Below are 20,211 nucleotides of genomic sequence, written 5' to 3' on the forward strand. Positions count from 1 at the left end.
ATCGATGGACTTCAACGCGCTCGGCGCATGTTTCACGACCCCCGCCTGTGTGGTGACGCAGGCCACCAGCGGCCTGATCGTGGGCATGCTGTTGTTCCTGGTGGCTGCCGGCTTGACGCTGATCTTCGGCGTTCTCAAGATCGTCAACTTCGCCCACGGCACCTTCTACATGCTGGGCGGCTATGTAGCTTACAGTGCATATGCCGCGACGGATAGTTACGCGCTCGCCGTGTTGGCGGGTGCGGTGGCCATGGCCTTGTTCGGCGTGCTCTTCGAACGCGTGCTGATGAGCAGGGTCTACGGCAGCAACGTGCTTATGCAGCTTCTGGTGTGCTACGCGGTGGTGCTGATCTTCGACGACATCGTCAAGATTGTCTGGGGTCCCGAGTTCCGCGCCATGGGAATGCCGGCAGCCTTTCAGGTCCCGCCGCTGTTCATTGCAGGCGGCGTCGTGCCCCCGTTTTACGCCGTGCTGATCGGAATAGCTGCGCTGATCGCCATCGTGCTCAGCCTCGGGCTGTCCAGAACGCGCCTCGGCAAGACAGTTCGGGCCGCGGCGGTCAATCCGCAGATGGTCTCGGCGCTGGGGGTCAATACGACGGTGCTATTCGCGATCGTCTTTGCGATCGGCGGCGGGCTCGCTGGCCTCGCAGGCGCGCTCGCGGGTCCCGTTCGCTCGCTTTCGCCCGGCATGGGCTTCTCGATCCTGATCGAGGGATTCATCGTCACTGTGATCGGCGGTATGGGCTCGATCGCAGGCGCGATGGTTGCGGCGCTCATCATCGGGCTCGTTCGAGGCTTCGGCACGATCGGCTTCCCCGGCTTCACAGATGGGCTTATCTACATCGTCATGATTGGTATCTTGGTCCTGCGCCCGCAGGGACTGTTCGGCCGCCCCCTATGAAGCGCAATCCCGCCTCGCGCGATGCCCTGTTCGCCGCGATCGTGCTTATCTTGCTGCTCGCGATCCCAATCTTGCACCGTAGCCCGGCCTTCGAGGACTTCATTATCCGTCTCAGCGCGATGGCGCTGTTCGCGACGTCGCTGAATCTGCTGGTCGGCACCACAGGAATGGTCTCATTCGGCCACGGGATGTTCTATGGCTTCGGCGCCTATGCATTTGGCCTCACGATGCAGTTGACGGAATTGTCTCTGCCCGTCGCGGCGCTATTCGCGGTGGCTCTGACGACCATCGCCGCTCTCGTGGTTGGCGCAATCTGCGTCCGACTAAGCACGGACTATTTCGCTTTCATCACCCTCGCGGTGCAGATGCTCTTCTTCAGCGTTATTGTCTCATGGCAGAGCCTGACCGGAGGTGATCAGGGGTTGCGCGGTGGTATTCCTCGCCGCCACATCTTTGGTTTCGACCTGGGCTCGCAGCTTCATCTATACCAGTTCTGCGCCATCGTAGCCGTGCTCGGATTGTTGGCGCTCCGCCATGTCTCGATGAGTCCGTTTGGGAATACGTTGCGCATGATCCGCGACAATGCGGAACGCGCCAGCTTTGTCGGCATCGTCCTGTGGCGCGCCCGGCTGCTAGCCTTCACGATCGCGGGCGGCTTCGCCGGGATGGGAGGCGTGCTGGCGGCCCTGTTCGTATCAGGCGCCTATCCCGAGCTGGCCGATTGGCCCAACTCGGGCCAGGCCATTTTTGCGGTCATGCTGGGAGGCATCAACAGCTTTCTTGGGCCCGTGCTGGGCGCGATGATCCTGCTCGCGCTGAACGATCTAGTGCAGCGGTTCACGGAGTATCACGGACTTGTTCTGGGCATCGTGATCCTCGCATTCGCGCTTGGCCTGCGCCGAGGCGTACTCGATTTCATCCACCTCGTCTGGAGCAAGCGCGCGCGATGAATGTTGAGATCAATCATCTCACCAAGTCATTCGGCGGCGTACGCGCGATCGACGACGTGTCGCTTGCCTTTCCCTCCGGCAGCTTATCAGCTGTTATCGGACCAAACGGGGCCGGCAAGACCACCTTCTTCAACCTGATCAGCGGCGCGTTCATGGCCGATTCTGGCGAGGTGCTGCTTGACCGTGAGGACATTCTCCAGCTCTCCAAGACGGAACGCATGCGGCGGGGCATTGGGCGTGCCTTCCAGGTCGCGAGTTGTTTTCCGACCATGACTGTGCGCGCGAACTTGATGGCTGCGGTCACGGCCCACGCCGGCCGCTGGGCCAGCCTGTCTCATCGCTTTCCGTCCCCCGGCATGCGCGAGCGTGCGGACGATGTGATGGAGTTCGTCGGGTTGACCGATGTTGCCGATGTCGAGGCGAACATCCTCTCGCATGGCGATCAGAAGCTGCTTGATATCGCTATTGCGCTCGCGTTGGAGCCCAAAGTGCTGTTGCTCGATGAACCTACGGCTGGCATGGGCCCGGACGAACGCTGGCGCATGATTGACCGCGTTCGCGCACTTTGGGAACGCCGAAAGCTGACACTTATTTTCATCGAGCACGACATGGATATCGTCTTCAAGGTTGCCAGCAGCATTCGCGTGCTCTGCTACGGCAAGGTGCTGGCCGAGGGCACCCCAGACCAGATCCGCAACAACCAGGCTGTCATCGACGCCTATCTTGGGGCAGAGGAGAACGCGACTTGACCGAGCTCTTGCGTGCGGAGGGCGTAAGCGTGTTCTACGGCGCGAGCCAGATCCTATTCGGCGTCGATGCTGCGCTCCAGGAAAAGCGTACACTAGCGCTGCTCGGCCGAAATGGCGCGGGCAAGAGCACGACAATGAAGGCGCTCGCTGGCATTGTCCCGGTGCGCAGCGGACGCATCTTCTTCGCTGGCCGCGACATCACGCACGCACCGCCTCACGCGCGCGCGCAGCTGGGAATGGCTTATGTGCCGGAAGACCGGCAAGTATTCCCCGAGCACAGTGTGGAGGACAACCTCCAGATCGCGGCTAAGAGCGGCCCTGGCGGCCGGCGTGACTGGACGCTGCCGCGGATCTGGGAAACGTTCCCGCTTCTTACAAGGCTTCGATCCCGCCAGGCAGGCCGCCTTTCCGGTGGCGAGCAACAGCTGCTGGTGATCGCCCGTGCGCTGATGGGAAACCCGCTGGTCCTGCTGCTTGACGAGCCTAGCGAAGGGCTGGCGCCGATCATTGTGGCCGACATCAGCAGGGTCTTGCGAGAATTGGGCGCGGGCGGCGCCACGATTTTGCTGGCTGAACAGAACATGCATTTCTGCCTGCGGATTGCACAGGAGGCGCTCGTCATCGATAAGGGCAAAGTCGTACATCGTGAAAGCACGACAGGCCTTTCAGGAAATGACGATATTCGAAGGCGCTATCTGGCGATGTAAACCCTGCGGAGCAGACAGAACGCCCGCTTGAAACGACACGTCAAGACATCGGTCAGCAGGAAAAGCGCAGGCCGATCTTTAATCAGTATCACCGGCAAAAGCTCGATCCTCTTCGTGACCGCGATTGGATGTGTTTTCGAAGCTTCCCGATCAACCCGGAACAACGCTCGCTCTTTTTGCGAAACGGATGGATGGAGCAACGCTCAACGGGCGAAGGTGTCGAGTATCGTATGACCGAAGCCGGGCTGACAGAACCTAGCAGGCCCCAAAAACCCGCGAATACGCTGGCGCCGAAGCAAAAATCCGCCGGTTCAAGGCCTCGGCGCTCTAGGTACATCGATTTGCGACAACCAGACGACCGTTTACCTGTTGCAGACCTTCAGAAGGCGTACTGCAGTGCAATGCCAAGACCGGGTCGATTCCTCTCTCGCCACTTATTCCGGTGACTTGTAATGTTTGGTCGCAAATGGAGTCAGTTGGCCGACTGATAAGGTAGTTGCCAAAAGCTTATCAGTTCGCACGGCGGGCAGGGAGTCACGCTTGTGAACGGCCCCTTCTGGCGGGAAGCGGGCATTCGCCCGAAGGCTGATTTCAGCAAGGTGCGGCCTTTATTCGTCCGTAGGAGCACCGGGCGTCGCTACTGCACTTGCAAACAGCACTTTCGCAGTTGCTGACACACCCGTGGTACCGGGGGAGGCTGAGAAATCAAGTTGCCCTGGAAGTCCTTGGCTGCACGGACGGCAGATGGAAAGGAAAACCGAGGGCAGCGGCTGCTTTGAACTCGATGACGCCAAGTGCAAGGACGGGCAGTACGACAGCAAGTTCGAGAAGACTTCAACACGACGGCGATGCCGCGGCCAAGCCTGACCGAAGCCTGTTCCGCGATCTAGCAAAGCGGATTTTCTGGAGCGGCTGTTAACCCTATCGGCCAACGCTCTGCACGTGGGGCGCGTTGTCAGGTCGGCCGCCGCCAAGTTGCCTCATTAGATCGGAGAATTCTAACCGGCGCCATTTCAAGCCGGAGGCATCATGCTGAGAATGATGTTGTTGGGCTTCCTCATCCCACTGGGTGTGGGAGTGCTTGCGGCAATGGAACTCAAAACGCCAGCGCGGAGTGCAGCAGTGCCTGTCCCGCCCGTTGCCGAGATAGCCGCAGGCGTTTCCGAGCCACGCGGGGTGTTGGCCAAGGCTGATCGACTCGAAGTGGCCGCAGCGAGCATCGAGACACCAGCGCGGCCTGCTCTCGTCGACGAACGCAATTCCTCGCCGGAAGGCACCAGTGTCGGTGCATCGGAGCCGCCGAGGACGATGAACCCCCATCGGCACGATCCCAAGCCGAAGAAAGTCACCACCGTCCCTTCTCCGAAGTCGAAGCCAAAGAAAGCCGAGGTCAAGCGGACCACAACTACCGAACGGCGAAAGGCTGCCGGGAACGCCGAACCTTGCCGGCTAGGCGCGTTTGGTGGCTTGCTTAAGGCTTTGGGTTCAGCCGACTGCGAGTTCTGATTCACCGAGCCGTCGTTCCCGCTGAATCGGCCTCGGTCGCTCTAACTGCGCTCCGGTCAAAAGCTGATTCCTCGGAACGGCCATCTCTGGCGCGAAGCGGGTAGTCGCAACATTGGCTGCCGACATGCTTCTGTCTTGCCGACCTATCCCCGCGCAAGAACAAATATCGAAATTCAGCACGCGGCCGGGCCCACCTTGCGATGGAACCGGCGTTGCGATCAGCAAGTCCGGACGCAGCGCAACGTTGAGCAGCCGATCGCACGCATTGAGCCGTTCGAACCGGCCGTGAACCTCGAGATGAACGTGCGGCGGCTTCGCGTGCTCTCAGCAATGACAACGGTGTTCGGCTCGGCCACGCCTTGCAGGCGCGCGGCAAGATTAGGGATTTCGGCTGCCAGTGTGGTGCCGGTGATCCGTGCGCCTGCAACAGGTCGCCGGACGTAGACGCAGGAATCGAGGAGCCGGATGCCAGCCACGTCATTTCGGACGTAGACGTGAAGAAGCGCCGCCATTGAGCCGCTTCATCGGCTATTCATTGGCACACTTCGCCCTCGGTCGCACCTTTAGCTCTCCTCGGTCGGATGCACCCACTTGTAAGGCGTGATCTGCCGGGCATCCGTCAACTTGATCGATCGTGCGGGGGGCGAATAGCATGGCGTTCGACCTCGGGAAGTTGAGGACATCGGGCGCGCCCCAGGCCGCAACGCAATGCGCAACGATCAGTCGTCGCGAACGCCGGCCGAACGCAATCCTTCGGTGTATTCGCTCAAGAACCGGGGATCCCTACAGAAGAAGAGCTCTCGTCCCGCGGTTCCTGTTGTGTAACCGCTCTTGCGCTTCATCAATTCTGCCACAGCGGCGCTTGCCTGCGCGTGGTCACCGAGGCGTCCGAGCGAAGCGGCCAAGGTTGCATAGGCTCGATACGTGGCGTTCGATTGGCGCGCCGCTCTGCGGGCGAACTCCGCAGCGATGTCGTACTCTCCAAGCGAGAAGTGTGCCCACGAACGCGTGTGGTGGAAGCTCCACAGGTGGCTGTCGCGTGGACTTAATATCGTGGCCTGGTCAGCAGCGTTTCCGCTTCGATCTCGCGCCCGCACCACAGGAGATTGAAGCCTTGCGCGAAATAGCCTTGTGCGAAGCTGGGATTGAGTTCCAATGACAGGCCGATTGCCGCGGACGCCTCTTCGTTCTGCCGCGTGAGGCATAGCGCGCGTCCGAGCGCGCAATGGCAGAAGCAATCGAGCTCGTCGAGAGATACGGCGGTTTGGGCTTGATGCAAAGCGGTTTTTAGCCGAGCCCCCCGGGCTTCGGGCGCATCGTAGAGTGAGCGTTGAATGTTGACGTAGCTGAGCGCGCCGTGTCCTCTCGCGAAAGTCGGATCGGCGGCGATCGACCGCTGAAAGTATTCTTCCGCGCTGTCGAAACCAGGCGTGGTGAAACGCCATAGATTCCACAGTCCGCGCTGATAGCAGTCCCAAGCGTCCAGGCTCTCCGGTGGCTTGCGGGCCGCCAGCTGCTGTTCCAATTTCGACAGCTCGGGCTCGATAGTGGCGGCGATTTGTCGCGCCATCTCGTCTTGGATGTCGAAGATGTTCAGCAGCTGAAATTCGTACTTTTCGGACCAGAGCTGCTGTCCGTCCGCGGCTCTCGCGAGCTCCGCGGCGATACGCACCGAGCCGTCGCTCTTTCGCACGCTTCCCGACATGACGTAGGTCGCACCAAGTTGCGCGCCCACTTCGCGAGCGTCGACGGTGCCGCCCAGGAAGCCGATCGTGGAATGGCGGGAGATCACGGAAAGCCATCGGTTTCGGGCGAGCAGCCGGATGATGTCTTCAGTGAGCCCATAGCTGAAGTATTCGTTTTCGGGGTCGTTCGATATGTTTTGGAACGGGAGCACGGCGATGGATGGTCGGGTGATCGCCTCGGCTTTGACGGCCTCCGAAACGACGTCGTCCAGCTGCGAAATCTCACCGTGAACGGAAGTACTCGGCGGACTACGTTCCGGGCCGCCCGCCTCGCCAGGTACGAGCTTGACAGCATCCGCGTCCGAGCTCGGCACTTCTTCGACATCTCCCACGAAGCGGAAGCCGCGGCGATGCAAGGTCTTGATGAATTGTTGTTCGGTGCCGCTGTCGCCGAGCACGCGTCTGGCGCCGTTGATGCGGCTCGAAAACGCGGCTTCCGAGATGATCCGGCCGTTCCAGATGTTCTCGATCAGCTCATCCTTGCTGACGACCCGGTCGTGGTTGCGCACGAGATGAACGATGAGGTCGAAAACCTGCGGCTCGGCATGAACGGGCGAGCCGCGCCGGCGCAATTCATGCTGCCCGAGATCAATCTCGAATTCCGCGAACCGGTATTTCATTACCATTGCCCCTCAAGCTGCCGGGCGGTCAACGATCCTCGAGCAAACGAAAAATAAGAGTTTCCTCAAGGAGTCCGCCAAGCAGTTCGGACAACAACAATCTACAGACCGATGAAATAGCGTTCAACAGGAGAAGCCATATGACCGGCCCACCTCAAAACTACACCCGTGCTTCGGGCAAATTCTGCCCCGTGAAGCGACCAACCCGACCCGGATCGTCGTTGCTTGTCCTTCGTTTCGAGCCGGAGCCTTCGCTATCACGGCGCGTTCTGGTCGTGGCCGCTCGGCTAAGGCGGGCAACAAACGAGGCGATCGCGGCGGCAATAGCCGAACAGGCCAAGCATGCGGTGACGCGGCAGCAGTGGCGAGCCGAGAGTTCGCACCTCGTCCAGAGATCAACTCGCTACAGTCCCCTCGACCAGCTGATCGCTTGGGCGGCAGCACGGCTAGGCAGCGGCCGACGACTCTGAAGCGCACGCATCCCGAGATAAATTTTAGAAGTGATGGAGATTCACATGACTATGGTTTTGCATCCCGATCAAAATTCCGCTTTTCCGGCTACGCCATCTCGCGCGACACGATCGCTCGGCCTCGTGTACGGCCTCCTCTCGTATGCCGTTTTTCTGGGTGCATTTCTCTACGCGATCGGCTTCGTTACGGGCGTCTTGGTGCCGAAGACGATCGACGACGGCACGACTGGGGCGTGGAGCACGGCCTTAATGATCGACCTCGCCTTGATGTCGGTCTTCGCTGTGCAGCATAGCGGGATGGCACGGCGCACTTTCAAGTCGTTCTTCGCGCGTTTCTTTTCCCCGGCCGTCGAGCGCAGCACCTTCGTCTTGCTCGCGAGTCTTAGCTTGATCTTGCTGTTCTGGCAGTGGCAACCATTACCCACCGTCGTGTGGGGCATCGATGGCCCGGTCTTCGCCGGCGCCGTCGCCGCTGGTGGCGCCATCGGCTGGATCATCGTGCTGTACAGCACATTCCTGATCAGTCAGTTCGAGCTGTTCGGATTGACGCAGGTGATCACGCAGTTCATGGGACGGGTTGCCCAGCCTATCAAGTTCAAGACGCCTGGACTCTACCGACTGGTTCGGCATCCGATCTACCTCGGCTTCATCATCGCCTTTTGGTGCACCCCGTTGATGACCGTCGGCCATCTGCTCTTCGCGTCGGTCACGACAGGCTACATCTTTGTGGGAATTTGGCTGGAAGAAAGGGATTTGGTCGCCTTCTTTGGTGACGAGTACCGCAAGTATCGCGAGCGGGTCGCAATGCTGCTCCCCGGTCTGTTTTGATCGATCGATCTCGTGCGCGAACGGCCTACCGATAAGCGGGCCGTTTGCCGCCGGCGGTGGTTCAACATTTAGCCAGCAATCGCGGATCTCGTCCCGTTCTGGGTAAGCCTTGACTCACTGCGTTGTAGGCACGGCACCTCACCCAAGGTCCGAACCATCGCACTCGACAATAAGCTTGCCACGTCGCGGTCGCAAACTGCGGAGGCTTGCCACTGCTGAAATCCGGCCTGACGTCAGCCCCCGGTTGCCGCCTCGGGCGCAAAGGAAGCGCGACTCGATCAGTAGACCAGGACGCCACGTAGACCCATCTCATCCATCTCGCCGAAGGTGACTTTTCCCGGCCGGCCGGCGGCGTTCATTGGGGGTGTTCTGTGGGATAGGGCGAGACTCTCCGCCATCAAAGCGGCATCATGAGTACCTTGAAAATATCGAGTGCTGGTAGGTGCCACCCTAACCAGGCGGCTTTTTGGTTGTGTTGGCGCGGTTTGTCCCGACGGGTGGCACTTCCCCGTCCAGCCATTCCTGCTCCTCGGCTAAAGCTCGCCACGCTTCTTCCATGCGTCGGTACCGCTTGTAAGCCGGACTATCCTTAGATGCTTCTCCTTCAGCGAGCATGGCGCAGTTGTCTGCGTTCTCTTTGTAAATCTGTGATGGCTTCATCATCGGGCTCCAGCGTACTGCTTAGGACAGGCGTCTGAAAAAAATGTGCTTTCGCCCGCCCAGTTCGAGTCGTGAAAGTAACCCGCTAGAAAGCTTCAGCCGTCGAGGCAATCAGGTTCCGGGCGCATCAACCGCATTAGTGGGATGACAAGGTTCTATTTCGACTGTCAGGACGGCCGGGCTACGACCGACGAACGGGGAGGGAGGTCTCGGGCGTCGAAGAAGCCAAGCATGGAGGCGTTTCTGGCGTTGCAACGCACCGCTCCACGAAGGAGCGCTAGCGCTGCGATTTACTCTTGCTCTTCTTCGCGGCCTTCTTAGGCGCAGATTTCTTGGCCGCCTTCTTTGGTGTGGCTTTCTTTGCAGCCTTCTTGGGTGGCGTTTTAGCCGCCTTCTTGGCAGACTTGTTCGCCGCGGATGGTGTCTTCTTTGTACGAGCAGCTGCGACCCGTTTGTTAGCTCTCAAAGGGGGAGGAACGCGCTTCTTCTTCCGAGTGATACTCGGCGGCGGAACAGCGGCAGCATCGGTCGCTTCAGGAATGTAGACTTGCTCGTTAGTCACTCCGGCAACCGCTTCTGGATCGGGCTTCATAGCCTCCGCGGCTGCAGTCGAGGCGGTGTCCACGATCTCTTTCACAGTGTCTGAAATTCGTTCTACTATTGATTTTTTAGCCATCCGGGCCTCCCTGAGTCGCGGCAAGATATCCCATTTTTGCTTCAGGCGGGATTGGTACCGTATTGGCATCTCCCCAGGATTCATTCGGAAGAAGGGCAGCGGGGATTTAGCGCCGGCTTCAATCAAATGATACTCCAGCTAGTTACCGCGGGACGCAAGATAGCAACGGCGCGCTGCTTCGGTAGTGCGTCGGGCGGCCCCGGCGCGTCCGGCGCCAGCCCCGGGACGACCGGGGTCGTTCCCGCGCGCAAGGTCACCAAAAGCGTCGGCTCAGCGCGCCGGTAGCCGGTCCACTATGCTGGACAAGACCTTTGGCGGCAACGTGATGCCGGATAGCTTCCAGCTCGCCCCTTCATAATGCAGGCTAACACTCCCCGCGTCCTGATTTGCTCCGAGCCTCACCGCAAACTCGACCGGCTGCACTGGCGTTATCCGTCCCGCGAGAACAAAGATGTTCGAAACGTCGAGTTCGGCAAACGAAGACATCGTCCCAAATGCAATGTTTTCTGCCGCGTTGCGGACGGTGCCGCTCCTCAACAGGACGGACAAATTTTCCGGTGTCATGAGCCTGACCGCGAGATCGTCAGCGATTGTCGCACCGACTGCGTTAACTGCCATTCGTTCGAACGGCCGCACCGGTCGCTTTTGGCCAATTCGGTCGAGATAGGCGGACACAACCTGATCGACCACCGAATGGCGGAGGCGCGGAAGGTTCGTTCGGGCCACCACCTGAGCGGCGTCTCCGCTTCGCACCGCTGAAACCAGCTCCAAGACAGAAACGAAGGCTGACCCGGCATAAGTAAGGAGGCAGATCAGGAACGCCGCCACGATGCCAACGAGCCACCTCATGGAGCGGCAATCGTGGTGGAAGGGCATTGTTCCAAGATGCGATCGGCAAGGGCCTCTGACGCCTCTTGCACGGCCGTCAGCCGAGAAGTTTAATCATCTTGATCGTTGGAGGTTGGCAATGCACAAAATGATCGCTGTAGCCGCAATGAGCGCTGCGTTCGCACTTGCAGCGTGTGGGAGAGACCCAGGGCCTAAAGGAGATCCAGGCGCGCAAGGTCCAGCCGGCCCGCAGGGAGCCCAAGGCATCCAAGGAGTGCCTGGACCACAAGGCCCCGCCGGCGCGCAGGGGCCTCAAGGGCCGCAGGGTCCGAAAGGCGAAAAGGGAGACAAGGGTGATCCAGCGACGGTCAACATCCGAGCGGTTCAGGCCGACGGCGCAGTCAATTGCGACAGCAGCGAAGCACTAGTGTCCGTGTTCTGCCCGAGTGGCGGTGCCGCGGACGGCGCGAAGTGCGGGACATCCCCAACGATTGGGCTTTGCATGAAAAAGTGACTGAGCGTCGACCACGATATAGTGGAAGTATTTCGGCCAACCCACGCCCGTTTTAGTCGCCGCCCCCGTCTCCCGCAAAAAGGCTGCACCTCGCAATCGATACTGCTATGTGCTCGACAGCCCAAAACAGATCGCAATTACCGCACAACGAGAATGCCAACCTGGTAGCGCAGACCGGCGAACCTTGGATTTCGGGGTTCCATCCGGATGAGATCGTCAACGATCTCGCCTGTGTTGGACTGGAGCTGGTTGAAGATCTAGACGGAAAGGCAATGTGGGAACGCTACCGGCGAGCAAGCACACTCGCACACCCCCCTGCCAGCTTGCACATAGCCCTGGCGCGAGTAGGTAAGGGACATTGATGAATACTGTCGAGCGCGGCACTGGATGTCGATTTTGGGGGACTGGAAGAGCAGCTCGGCGTCTGAGTCGCCAGCGACGCCGGACGTCACCGCGGCTCAAGCGCTTTTCGGCTTAGGACCAGAGGAGACTGTGCTGGTTGCCAAGCAAAGAAGACCCTGCTCATCTTATTGCTCGCGGACGCCAGCCCTTCTAAGTCCATCAAGGATGTTGTCGTACTCACGACGAAACTGCGTATTGCTCGAACGAGCGTAGCCTATTTGACGGAACCATTGGACCGTGAAATTCGGCAGGATTGCATCCAGTTCGGCCGTCATTTGCGGGATCATTTCGAGTTGGCCTGTGGCTCCATAGGCTGAAACCAGATCCACATACGGCATCCAGTATAATTTATTCAGATTGATCGAGCGCCTGCATTCCTCAATGGCTTCTTTATATTGCTGCACATGGACGTGAGCGTGACACAGGAAGAAATGCCAGGTGCTACGCGCCGGATCTTTGGGGCTTAGGCGTAAAGCAATCTGAACGGGGTCGAATGATTCGTGTGCGCGCCCCGCTGTGACCAGTGCAATTCCCTTTGTTGCGTATGCAATCGGCGAATTCGGGTCGGCTTCCAAGGCGGCGTCGAATTCAGGTAACGCCGCCTCGGGATCTCCATAGAGTAAAATGTTTCCTTTGGTTATGTGCGCATTCGCGCTCGTCGGTCGCTTTGAAAGAACTTGATCAATTAAGCTGGTGGCGATCTTTTTGTCTTCGGTCACGGACGTTGACCATCCGCTGAGTATGCCGCCGGCTATGCACCACGCCTTACCGAGCATTGCATCAATGTGGTCCGGATCGAGATGCAGCGCGGCCTCAAACAAGTCCTTTGCCTCGATGATCGTTACCTTACTCTGAGGTCCATAGACTTTTGCCCATCCGCGCATGGTGAAATCCACGGCATCTGGATTCGCGGGCTGGTCCATCAGGCTGCGCCGACTTTCGGCTTGGATGAGTTCAACGTTGAGAGAGCGGGCAAGCCGCGCCGTCACCTGGTCCTGCAAGGCGGCGAGATTCATGCGATCGCCGTCAAAACGGTCCGACCAGACGTCACGACCGGTCGAAAGGTCAGCAAGCGACACGTTCATCCGGACGCGATCTCCGGCCCGTTGCACGGCGCCTTGCACCGCCCATCGGATACCAAGGTCCTTGCCGAGCGTCTTGAGATCGACCTGCTTATTCCTATAGGTGAAAGCCGTCCCACGCCCGATCACGAACGTATCGGGCATTTGCGCGAGGTCGGTCGTCAGATCGGTCGTAATGCCATCGGCGAAATAGTCCTGCTCTGCATCGTTGTTGAGGTTTGCGAATGGCAGGACAACGAAAGACAAACGGGGAGCAATGTCGGGCCGGGCCGTAGCCTGTTTCTGCGTTTTCTGGCTTTCCGGAAACACGTCTGTGCGTAGCGTCTTCCAAACAGTCCAGTAGCCGACAAGGCCGCCCGCGATTGCACCCACGGCCGCAATTGAGGCGAGCGCGCCGCCCATCAACTGCAATCGTGCCCGCAAGCGAATCCTTAAACTGCGATCAGATGGCGGCTTCCCCGATCGCTGCTCATCGGATCCTGCTTTGTCCGGCTGCCCGTTATCGGATGGCGGCTTGCCAGATGGATCGTTGGAGACCTCCCAGTTTGTCACAGCTGCCTCCCACACTAGCCATACGTCCGGATTTTTTAACCGTAGCAGAATTGCACGACTTCAGGTTGGGTCAGGGCCTATGACTCATTCGCGTTCTTTTAAGTTGCCGCTCGACAACCTTACGTGGGCTGCGACGCGATCGTTTGAAGTTCCTGGGTGAGAGCTACGGGAGCGGTTATGTGCGCCGAATGGCTGGCGTCGAGTTCGTAGTAACGCCAATTACGATCGCTTTTCGCGCGCTCGGCAAATGGTCGGAAAGGGTCCGAAGGAGCTACGCGCGTGAGATAGATGTAGCTACGCGGCAAGGACAGCTCCCCACCGTGCATCTTCAGCGGCTGCTCGAAGCATTTGATGGATTGGGGCAACCTGCGTTCAGAAATCCACTTCACGTCGGCATCCGATGTGTCAGGCGGAATGGGATTCGATGGTACCCGCCAGCCATCGCCCGCCTTTGCGAGCTCCTTCATGCGCTGCCGTGCCATCGGGGGCCCCACATCCATCAGAGACTGTCCATCCGTTGGCACAAATGCGTCCAGATAAACCAATCGGGTGATACGGTCTCGCGCCCGGTCCGCGACCCCCGTCGCGACCATGCCACCGTAGCTGTGGCCGACTAGCACAATGTCGCGCAAGTCTTCGTATTTGATGACCGCCAGAATGTCCTGAATATGGGTTTCGAGATCGTTTGACGGGCTAGCTAGGTGCTCCCGCTCGCCAAGACCTGTGTAGGTCGGAGTGACCAAACGATGGCCGCCGGCGGCCATTAGCGGGTGCATCTTCTTCCACGACCATCCCGCAGACCACGCACCTGTACAGACTAAAAATGTTGTTCCAGAAGACTGCGCGATGGACGGCGATGCCGTTGCAAGAAGGGCGATGCTCGCGACGGCTGCTGCCAAGAATTCTCGACGTTTCATCGTCTTCCTCCTCCGTGCAACGAAATTATCGGTAGTGAAGATAGTATCGTCAGTTCAGTTCGTGACGTGCGGCTAACCTGTGAACATTCCAATGTCCGGAACTAACCAACTATGAAAACCCGGGCGGCGGTTCGCCCTACACTTAACACGTGCAAGCCTATCGCGTAACGCCCTTTCGGTGTCTTGCCAGCTTTCGATCTCGCGCTTCGTTGTGCTGTCCCGCGCGTCGTGACCGGCTTCTTGTTCGCTCCCTTCTCGCATTCAGGCAATCAAATAGAGGAGGAAGTCGGCGGTGACGCGAGTTGGGTCTCGGATCTTTGGTCTTGGCGCGCGTCGTGGTAGACTTGGCCCGTCAGACCAGGAGAACAGACATGACCGCCGAGTTCGATGAAGACCGCTTCAATATGGCTATCCGTAAATTTCTGAAGCATGTCGGGGTTACATCGCAGCGTGAAATTGAGAACCTCGTGCGTAGCGGGGCAGTGGAAAGTGGCGAGCTCAAATTGCGAATGACCTTGTCCGCTGAGGGAACGCCGCTGGAACATGTAATTGAGGAAAGAATTGCACTTTGACAATATTCGGGGCGCCTGTCACTGCCGTCCTCTTGGCAGGCGCTGGCGGCCAGCTTCTCAAGAGCAAAAGTCGAGCCTGATTTGATCTATGTGCGCGATGGGCGGCTGATCACCGCGCCGGGTGTGACTGCGGGAATGGATTTGGGTTTGGCGCTGGTCGGGCAGCGGCATGGCGCGGAAACGGCGCTCAAAGTCGCCAAGAGACTGGTCGCATCGCAGCAATCAGCGATGAGCTGGCAAATCTTTACTGTGCGCGCGCTGGCTAATGGCAGCGCTCTGAACATCATAATCGAACAGCCATCTGCGGAATGCGGCGGAGTTTGCGACTTCTCGATCGCGTTGTTCGAGGTCTTCATATTTCGAATCAAAACGCAGTCCGTTTTTCCGTGCCTCCGCCTGAATGACGTCAGTCCGGACGCGGCGCATTGTTTCGTACTGCGGTAAGATGGCCGGCACCTCGGCCGGATCTCGTCCCTCGAGAAGGACAGCGAGAGCGATGCCGTCTTCGATTGCCTGGTTGCCGCCCTGCCCCAGATGCGGAAGCATGGCGTGGGCAGCGTCACCCAACAGCGCGAGCCGCCCGTTCGTCCACGATTGCAGGGGCTTGCGGTCATACAAGCCCCACCAAAAGCAGCTCTCCACCGCTGCGAGCAGTCTCACGACAGGTGCATCCCATCCGATGAAGGACGACGCAAGCTCGTCGCGGTCTCCGATGGCGGACCAGGATTCGGCCTTGGCGTCGGAGGTTGGGACGAACCCGACATAGTTCAGCAGCCGGCCGGCGCGCACCGGAAATACAATGAAGTGCTTCCCGTCCCCCATCCAAACCTGATGAGCTGCCTCTCGCCATCCCGGAAGTTTGTCGCTGGCAATCAAGCCGCGATAGGAGCGGACCCCGGAATATTCGGGTAGCGTCGGCTCGACCACATACTTCTGTAAGGCAGAGTGTATGCCGTCGGCAGCGATCACGACATCGGCTTCGAAGGTTTCCCCATTCGCGAATTTCAATCGCGCCGCGACCGCGCTCTGCTCGAATTCGATGCAGCGATAGCCGGCTCGAATGGATTCTCTGGGAATGCTTGCCGCGAGCACATTCAGCAGATCGGCTCTGTGCATGCCATACATCCCATTCCAGCCGCTGGAGTCGGTCGTGACGACAGAGCCGACCCTCGTGCCGTCGGAGCGGCAGTATTGTGATGCATCGCCGATCGTGGCACCGACGTTGGCCAGAGCAGGTCCCAGCCCCATTCGCTCGAGTTGCCGCAGCGCGTTCGGAAAGATCGACAGGCCGGCACCGATCTCGCCGAGCGCATCGGATTGCTCGAAAACCATGACGTCGATGCCCCTTCGACGCAGCGCGCATGCCGCGGAAAGACCGCCTATTCCTCCGCCGACAATGGCGGCCCGAAGCTTCATTTCAACCTCCCTGTTCTCGCGCCGCACTACCTTGCGACGTTTTTCAAATCGACGATGCGGTTGATCTGCTCGATGCGCGTTCGCTGCCGTTCAATGGCCGCGGAAAACTCAGTGGGTGTGCCGCCGAGGACTTGCGCGCCACTCGCCTCAATTCGAGAGCGGACCAAGGGATCGGCGGCCACCGCCTGCACGTCCGCGGAAATCCGGTCGCGCAACCCCAGCGGCATGTCGCGCCAGCCGAACAGACCTGCAAGACCCTCGATTTCCATTTCAGGAAAGCCGGATTCAGCGACGGTCGGCACGTCGGGCAAGCTTGATTGGCGTTCGGGACTTGTGACGGCCAGTATCCGCGCCTTGCCCGCAAGGACAGGAGCTCTCACCGACAGCAGGGCGTGGGAAAGAATATGCACGCGTCCCTCGCCAAAATCCGCCTGCTGGGCCGAGGCATCCCGATAGGGGATGTAGATCTGCTTAAGCCCGTGCCGCGCCAGCATTGCTTCGAACACGAAGTGTGGCAGGCTTGGACCCGAACTCCACGACAATTCACCGGGCTTCGCTCGGGCCAGTTCCGCCAGCTCCTGTAGCGAGCGCACTGGGAGGCCGTCGTGGACCGCGATGACCAGGATCGAACTAGCTGTCGAGGCGATCGGTACCATGTCCCGGGACGGATCGTAGGGAAGCGAGTCCTGCAATAGCGGGCTCACGGTGACCATCGAGGCGGTCCCGTAGAGAAGGGTGTGATCGTCCCTGGCGTTTGCAAACGCGCCGCCTCCGACGACGGCATCGGCGCCGGGCCGGTTCTCGACGATGACCGGCTTGCCCCAACGCCTGGTCAAACCGTCGGCATAGAAACGCGCGCTTGCATCGTTGGCGGAGCCTGCGGCAAATGGGACAATGATCTTCACATTGCGCACTGGCCAGGTGTCGTCTCCACGACAGGTGGATACAGTCGCCCAGGTGGCTCCGGCAAGAAGCATCGCGACGCGGACGACATTTCGAAGGTCTCGCAACCCCACTAGCTTCTCCCGGTCGGCCTCGAAGGAGAATTTCGAAAAGTGTCTTCAAACACGATGTTGCCAGGACTTGGATGGCACCGCGTTCGCGACTAAGCCGCTGCCAGTAGACCATGGCCGGGCGTCACTGTCCTGAAATTATGATGAAGATTGGCTGAGATTCCGGCTCGGACGGAGCTCATCACCCTTCGGAGCCGGGCCGCTTATTTTTAGTCTACTGGCCCCTGCGCGGCGAAGCTGCAGTAAGTCGGCATCCATTTCTGAAACTCTGCAACCACCGCGAGTCTCGCTGCAACCCGTGCGCTGAGGACACTTACTCAGTCAGAACAGAATTATCGACGTCAAAGACGGATACGGAAAAGCTTGCTTCACCCATCCCGAGCCGAGACTTCTGCCAAGCCGTCAAGACCGGAGCACTTACAGGCCGCAAAGGTAACATGATCATCACGCGGGCGAGGCGTTACGCCTCGCCGGCGTGATCGGTACAATTAGCCGCGCAGTTCGAGAGCTTGTCGGCTGCTGAGCGGCGGCAGCTCCGGGTCTAGGCCGGATAAAATCCATCACCGTATCCACACACCTGGACGGGACGGAATCCTCGCCGGGACAGATCGTCGAAGGCTTGTTGATATGCCACGCCATCGAGACCGTGCCGTGCTTGCCATTCGCCCGGCTGGTCCTTGTGCCAAATTGCAGCGTAGCGAGCGATCCCTGTGTCACTATACCCGCTCACAGAAACCAGACGGAAACCTGCGGCGTTCTGGTCATCAAAAGCCTTTTGGTATTCACTCGCCGTCAACCCGTGCCGACCAACCCATTCCAGGCCAGGGCGCCGTTCCCAGATCGCTGCGAAACGTACATCAACATTGACCCGGAAACCGCAAACTTGCACGGGCGCGAAGCCGTCGGCGGCCATCTGGTCGAAGGTCTGCTGGTATTGGCTCCGCGACATCCCGTGCCGCGCTTCCCAATCAGAAGATGTCCGCTGTTCCCAGATCGCGGCGTACCGGGCCTGTCCGTTCTCGGCGTAACCGCTGACGCAAACGAGTTGGTAGCCTTTTGCCACGAGATCATCGAATGTCGATTGGTACTGGTCGTTAGTCAGGCCGTGGCGCGCCTGCCATGCGGGGCCATCGCGCAGTTGCCAGACAGCATTGAGCCGGGAGCCCGTCCCCTCGCTGTATCCGCATACATTGGTCAGCCGGTATCCTTCTCTGACCAGCAAATCAAAAATCGATTGATAGGCCTCTGGGGTGATCCCGTGCCGTGCTTGCCATGCCGATCCGTCACCCTTGTCGAACAGAGCTGCGAAGCGTGTGTTGAAGCGGGAGAGTGCGGCAGACTCTTGTCCGGCCTGCCCAGCCGCGTTATAGATGTCGGAAAAGTTTAGGTCGGCGTCGATCTGCCAGCCGCTCAGTGTTCCAATGGAAACTGGGGCGGTTGTCGGCGCAATAAACATACGCAGATGAGCGCCCCCGTTTAGAAATAGTCCGTTCACGTCGTGAGGCCCATCGCTCAAGTACGCCGTCCCAAGCTTCGTCGGCGTCCCCGGATTGGCAAAATCCTCAGACCTCCGCAGGATAAGCCGAAACGAGGAGTTCCCCACGTTTGCATGCCAGTTGCCAAGCCAACAAGCCTCGCTCTGCACAAACGTTGGATCGACGACGTCCGTGATGTACCAGCCCGAATTAATCTGCCAGTTCGGATCGTTGTTGTAGGCGATCTCGATGAATTTGCCTTCGCCCCAGTGGTTCTTAGCGAAGAACACCTGTCGATTGCGATCGAAGCCGATCAGCAAAAGCACGTGACCTCCGATGTTCGGGGTCTTGTGGAAGACATCGCAGATTACTTCGCGGTCCGCGAGGATGGTATTCTCCAGCGCGATGATGCTCGGGTTGTTGCCAAGAGACCCCCAACCCGCCGCTCTGTAGCGAGCGTTCACCCGCGCCAGGAGCGGAATGTGTTGTTCACAAAATTCAACGGCGTCGTAGTCCTCTTGGCTCGCCACTGCTTCCACGCCTGCAAATCCCAACACGGGTAAGATGTCCAACAACGTCTGCTGATTTTGTAAGTATGGAGCCGCATCCTCTGGAGGCGAGGCATTCTCCGAAATTTTCTCCGCAATATCTCCACTGCCTTGGAAACCGGTCAGCGAGGAATTGTTCTCTACCGGACGCGCTGCCGCCCCCGCGCTGTCTCGATTCAAAGCAAACGCTTTGCCCATATGAAAGATGTATTCTTCGGATACATCGATGAGCAGACCATACTTGCGTCGATATGCCGCCTCCAAAGCCGCGGCACCCGCAAAAGCCCAGCATGTACCGCGGTCATTCTGGAGCTTGAATCCCGATTGCCATTGCGCCAACGAATAGACGCCGCTGACGGGCTCCCGGAGCGCTCGCGGTCCAAGCACATCCACGCGTCCAAACTTCGTAGAGGCTCGCAAGCCTTCGGCCAACGCCCTAGCATAGGCATGTTTGTCCAAAACCGGTGACGGAGTGACCCTGACGTGCTCCGGTTTTGTGGTCGAGTGCGGGTGATAGTGTTCTCTGAGAAGCTCTGCTGTCTCGGATGAATAGTGAAGCATGATACCTCCGACGGTGCTGTCGACGTGGTCGTTTCATCTATCCCTTGTCCCCTAAAGTTGAATACGCCCGGACGCGCGGAGCGCGTGTGAACTCGCTCACATCGGCAAATGAATATACGAGTTGGTTTGCACCTAGAGATTGGCGCTTGGCCGATTGTCATTAGTGGCGGCCCAAGCCTGGTTTCAGCGAGCGTCTCGGATCTAAATCGATAAGTCCGCTGGAAAGCGTGGAAGCTCCAGGTCGATCAGCTTCTGCGACGCTTGCCCAAGAGCGCTCTTTTCACGATGAGTACACCGCCGATGGCTAGTAAGCCGTAGAACGAACCAAGCTTGCTCGCGGTGCCGCTTGGAAAGCTTGGTGCGTTGATGCAGCGCGCAAAAGCGAAAACCCCGCCGGGGGAAGCGGGGCTTTCTGGTGGGGGTGAAGCTTAGGGAAGCTTCAATTATAAGACGCTCGCATCGCGAAAAAGGTTCAAAGCTCTCAAAAGCGAACCACGCCAAATCGCAATGATCGGG

The 20,211-nt window shown here is 59.2% G+C and carries 16 protein-coding genes and 1 pseudogene; 8 read left to right on the forward strand and 9 right to left on the reverse strand.

The window, feature by feature from the left end; genetic code table 11:
- The first annotated feature begins 4 nt into the window (after nt 1–4).
- The 5 genes from AC0L20_RS12830 to AC0L20_RS12850 all read left to right on the forward strand — a co-directional run bounded on the left by AC0L20_RS12830 (nt 5) and on the right by AC0L20_RS12850 (nt 4,816).
- Nucleotides 5–904, forward strand: a complete 900-nt coding sequence (locus AC0L20_RS12830; protein ID WP_473288815.1) for a branched-chain amino acid ABC transporter permease — start codon at nt 5–7, stop codon at nt 902–904.
- Nucleotides 901–1,854 carry a branched-chain amino acid ABC transporter permease gene (locus AC0L20_RS12835; RefSeq protein ID WP_456768620.1) on the forward strand — a complete coding sequence of 318 codons (954 nt, stop codon included), beginning with the start codon at nt 901–903 and terminating at the stop codon, nt 1,852–1,854. Before AC0L20_RS12830 ends, AC0L20_RS12835 begins: the two co-directional genes overlap by 4 nt.
- Nucleotides 1,851–2,603, forward strand: coding sequence for an ABC transporter ATP-binding protein (locus AC0L20_RS12840; protein ID WP_456768621.1), 753 nt, complete (start codon nt 1,851–1,853; stop codon nt 2,601–2,603). The genes AC0L20_RS12835 and AC0L20_RS12840 overlap by 4 nt, the downstream gene beginning before the upstream one ends.
- Nucleotides 2,600–3,310, forward strand: a complete 711-nt coding sequence (locus AC0L20_RS12845; RefSeq protein ID WP_456768622.1) for an ABC transporter ATP-binding protein — start codon at nt 2,600–2,602, stop codon at nt 3,308–3,310. Before AC0L20_RS12840 ends, AC0L20_RS12845 begins: the two co-directional genes overlap by 4 nt.
- Before the next feature lie 1,029 nt (nt 3,311–4,339).
- Complete coding sequence (locus AC0L20_RS12850) at nt 4,340–4,816, forward strand: hypothetical protein (protein WP_473288816.1); 477 nt, start codon at nt 4,340–4,342, stop codon at nt 4,814–4,816.
- A 218-nt stretch (nt 4,817–5,034) separates the two neighbouring features.
- Here AC0L20_RS12850 and AC0L20_RS12855 read toward each other — a convergent pair whose 3' ends face one another.
- Both AC0L20_RS12855 and AC0L20_RS12860 read right to left on the reverse strand, forming a co-directional pair.
- Nucleotides 5,035–5,328, reverse strand: coding sequence for a hypothetical protein (locus AC0L20_RS12855; protein WP_473288817.1), 294 nt, complete (start codon nt 5,326–5,328; stop codon nt 5,035–5,037).
- Between the two features lie 533 nt (nt 5,329–5,861).
- Nucleotides 5,862–7,181: a winged helix-turn-helix domain-containing protein gene (locus AC0L20_RS12860; RefSeq protein ID WP_473288818.1), complete on the reverse strand. Its 1,320-nt coding sequence runs from the start codon at nt 7,179–7,181 to the stop codon at nt 5,862–5,864.
- A gap of 515 nt (nt 7,182–7,696) precedes the next feature.
- Between AC0L20_RS12860 and mddA the strand changes: the two genes are divergently transcribed.
- Nucleotides 7,697–8,479: a methanethiol S-methyltransferase gene (gene mddA, locus AC0L20_RS12865; RefSeq protein ID WP_473288819.1), complete on the forward strand. Its 783-nt coding sequence runs from the start codon at nt 7,697–7,699 to the stop codon at nt 8,477–8,479.
- Nucleotides 8,480–9,416: 937 nt separating this feature from the next.
- On the opposite strand, the gene AC0L20_RS12870 is transcribed toward mddA, so the two are convergent.
- The 4 genes from AC0L20_RS12870 to AC0L20_RS12885 form a co-directional block, all read right to left on the reverse strand.
- Entirely contained in the window at nt 9,417–9,815 is a 399-nt protein-coding gene (locus AC0L20_RS12870; protein ID WP_473288820.1) for a hypothetical protein, read from the reverse strand.
- Between the two features lie 270 nt (nt 9,816–10,085).
- The gene (locus tag AC0L20_RS12875; protein WP_473288821.1) at nt 10,086–10,664 is read right to left on the reverse strand and encodes a DUF2939 domain-containing protein; all 579 of its coding nucleotides are present in this window, start codon (nt 10,662–10,664) and stop codon (nt 10,086–10,088) included.
- Nucleotides 10,665–11,684: 1,020 nt separating this feature from the next.
- Nucleotides 11,685–13,193 carry a tetratricopeptide repeat protein gene (locus tag AC0L20_RS12880; protein ID WP_106946060.1) on the reverse strand — a complete coding sequence of 503 codons (1,509 nt, stop codon included), beginning with the start codon at nt 13,191–13,193 and terminating at the stop codon, nt 11,685–11,687.
- 119 nt (nt 13,194–13,312) lie between these two features.
- On the reverse strand, nt 13,313–14,110 hold the full coding sequence (locus AC0L20_RS12885) for an alpha/beta fold hydrolase (protein ID WP_473288822.1): 798 nt from the start codon (nt 14,108–14,110) through the stop codon (nt 13,313–13,315).
- A 371-nt stretch (nt 14,111–14,481) separates the two neighbouring features.
- Here AC0L20_RS12885 and AC0L20_RS12890 point away from each other — a divergent pair, with 371 nt between their 5' ends.
- The gene (locus tag AC0L20_RS12890; RefSeq protein ID WP_473288823.1) at nt 14,482–14,682 is read left to right on the forward strand and encodes a DUF6494 family protein; all 201 of its coding nucleotides are present in this window, start codon (nt 14,482–14,484) and stop codon (nt 14,680–14,682) included.
- Between the two features lie 36 nt (nt 14,683–14,718).
- Nucleotides 14,719–14,904: pseudogene (locus AC0L20_RS12895) on the forward strand (AraC family transcriptional regulator); the annotation flags it as partial.
- Here the strand turns inward: AC0L20_RS12895 and AC0L20_RS12900 are convergent.
- The 3 genes from AC0L20_RS12900 to AC0L20_RS12910 all read right to left on the reverse strand — a co-directional run bounded on the left by AC0L20_RS12900 (nt 14,905) and on the right by AC0L20_RS12910 (nt 19,695).
- Complete coding sequence (locus AC0L20_RS12900; RefSeq protein WP_456768627.1) at nt 14,905–16,098, reverse strand: FAD-dependent monooxygenase; 1,194 nt, start codon at nt 16,096–16,098, stop codon at nt 14,905–14,907.
- A 26-nt stretch (nt 16,099–16,124) separates the two neighbouring features.
- Nucleotides 16,125–17,012, reverse strand: coding sequence for a Bug family tripartite tricarboxylate transporter substrate binding protein (locus AC0L20_RS12905; protein ID WP_245446915.1), 888 nt, complete (start codon nt 17,010–17,012; stop codon nt 16,125–16,127).
- A 640-nt stretch (nt 17,013–17,652) separates the two neighbouring features.
- Nucleotides 17,653–19,695: a hypothetical protein gene (locus AC0L20_RS12910; protein WP_456768629.1), complete on the reverse strand. Its 2,043-nt coding sequence runs from the start codon at nt 19,693–19,695 to the stop codon at nt 17,653–17,655.
- Nucleotides 19,696–20,211 lie beyond the last annotated feature (516 nt).

This window comes from Bradyrhizobium sp. Kon58, from assembly GCF_055807455.1.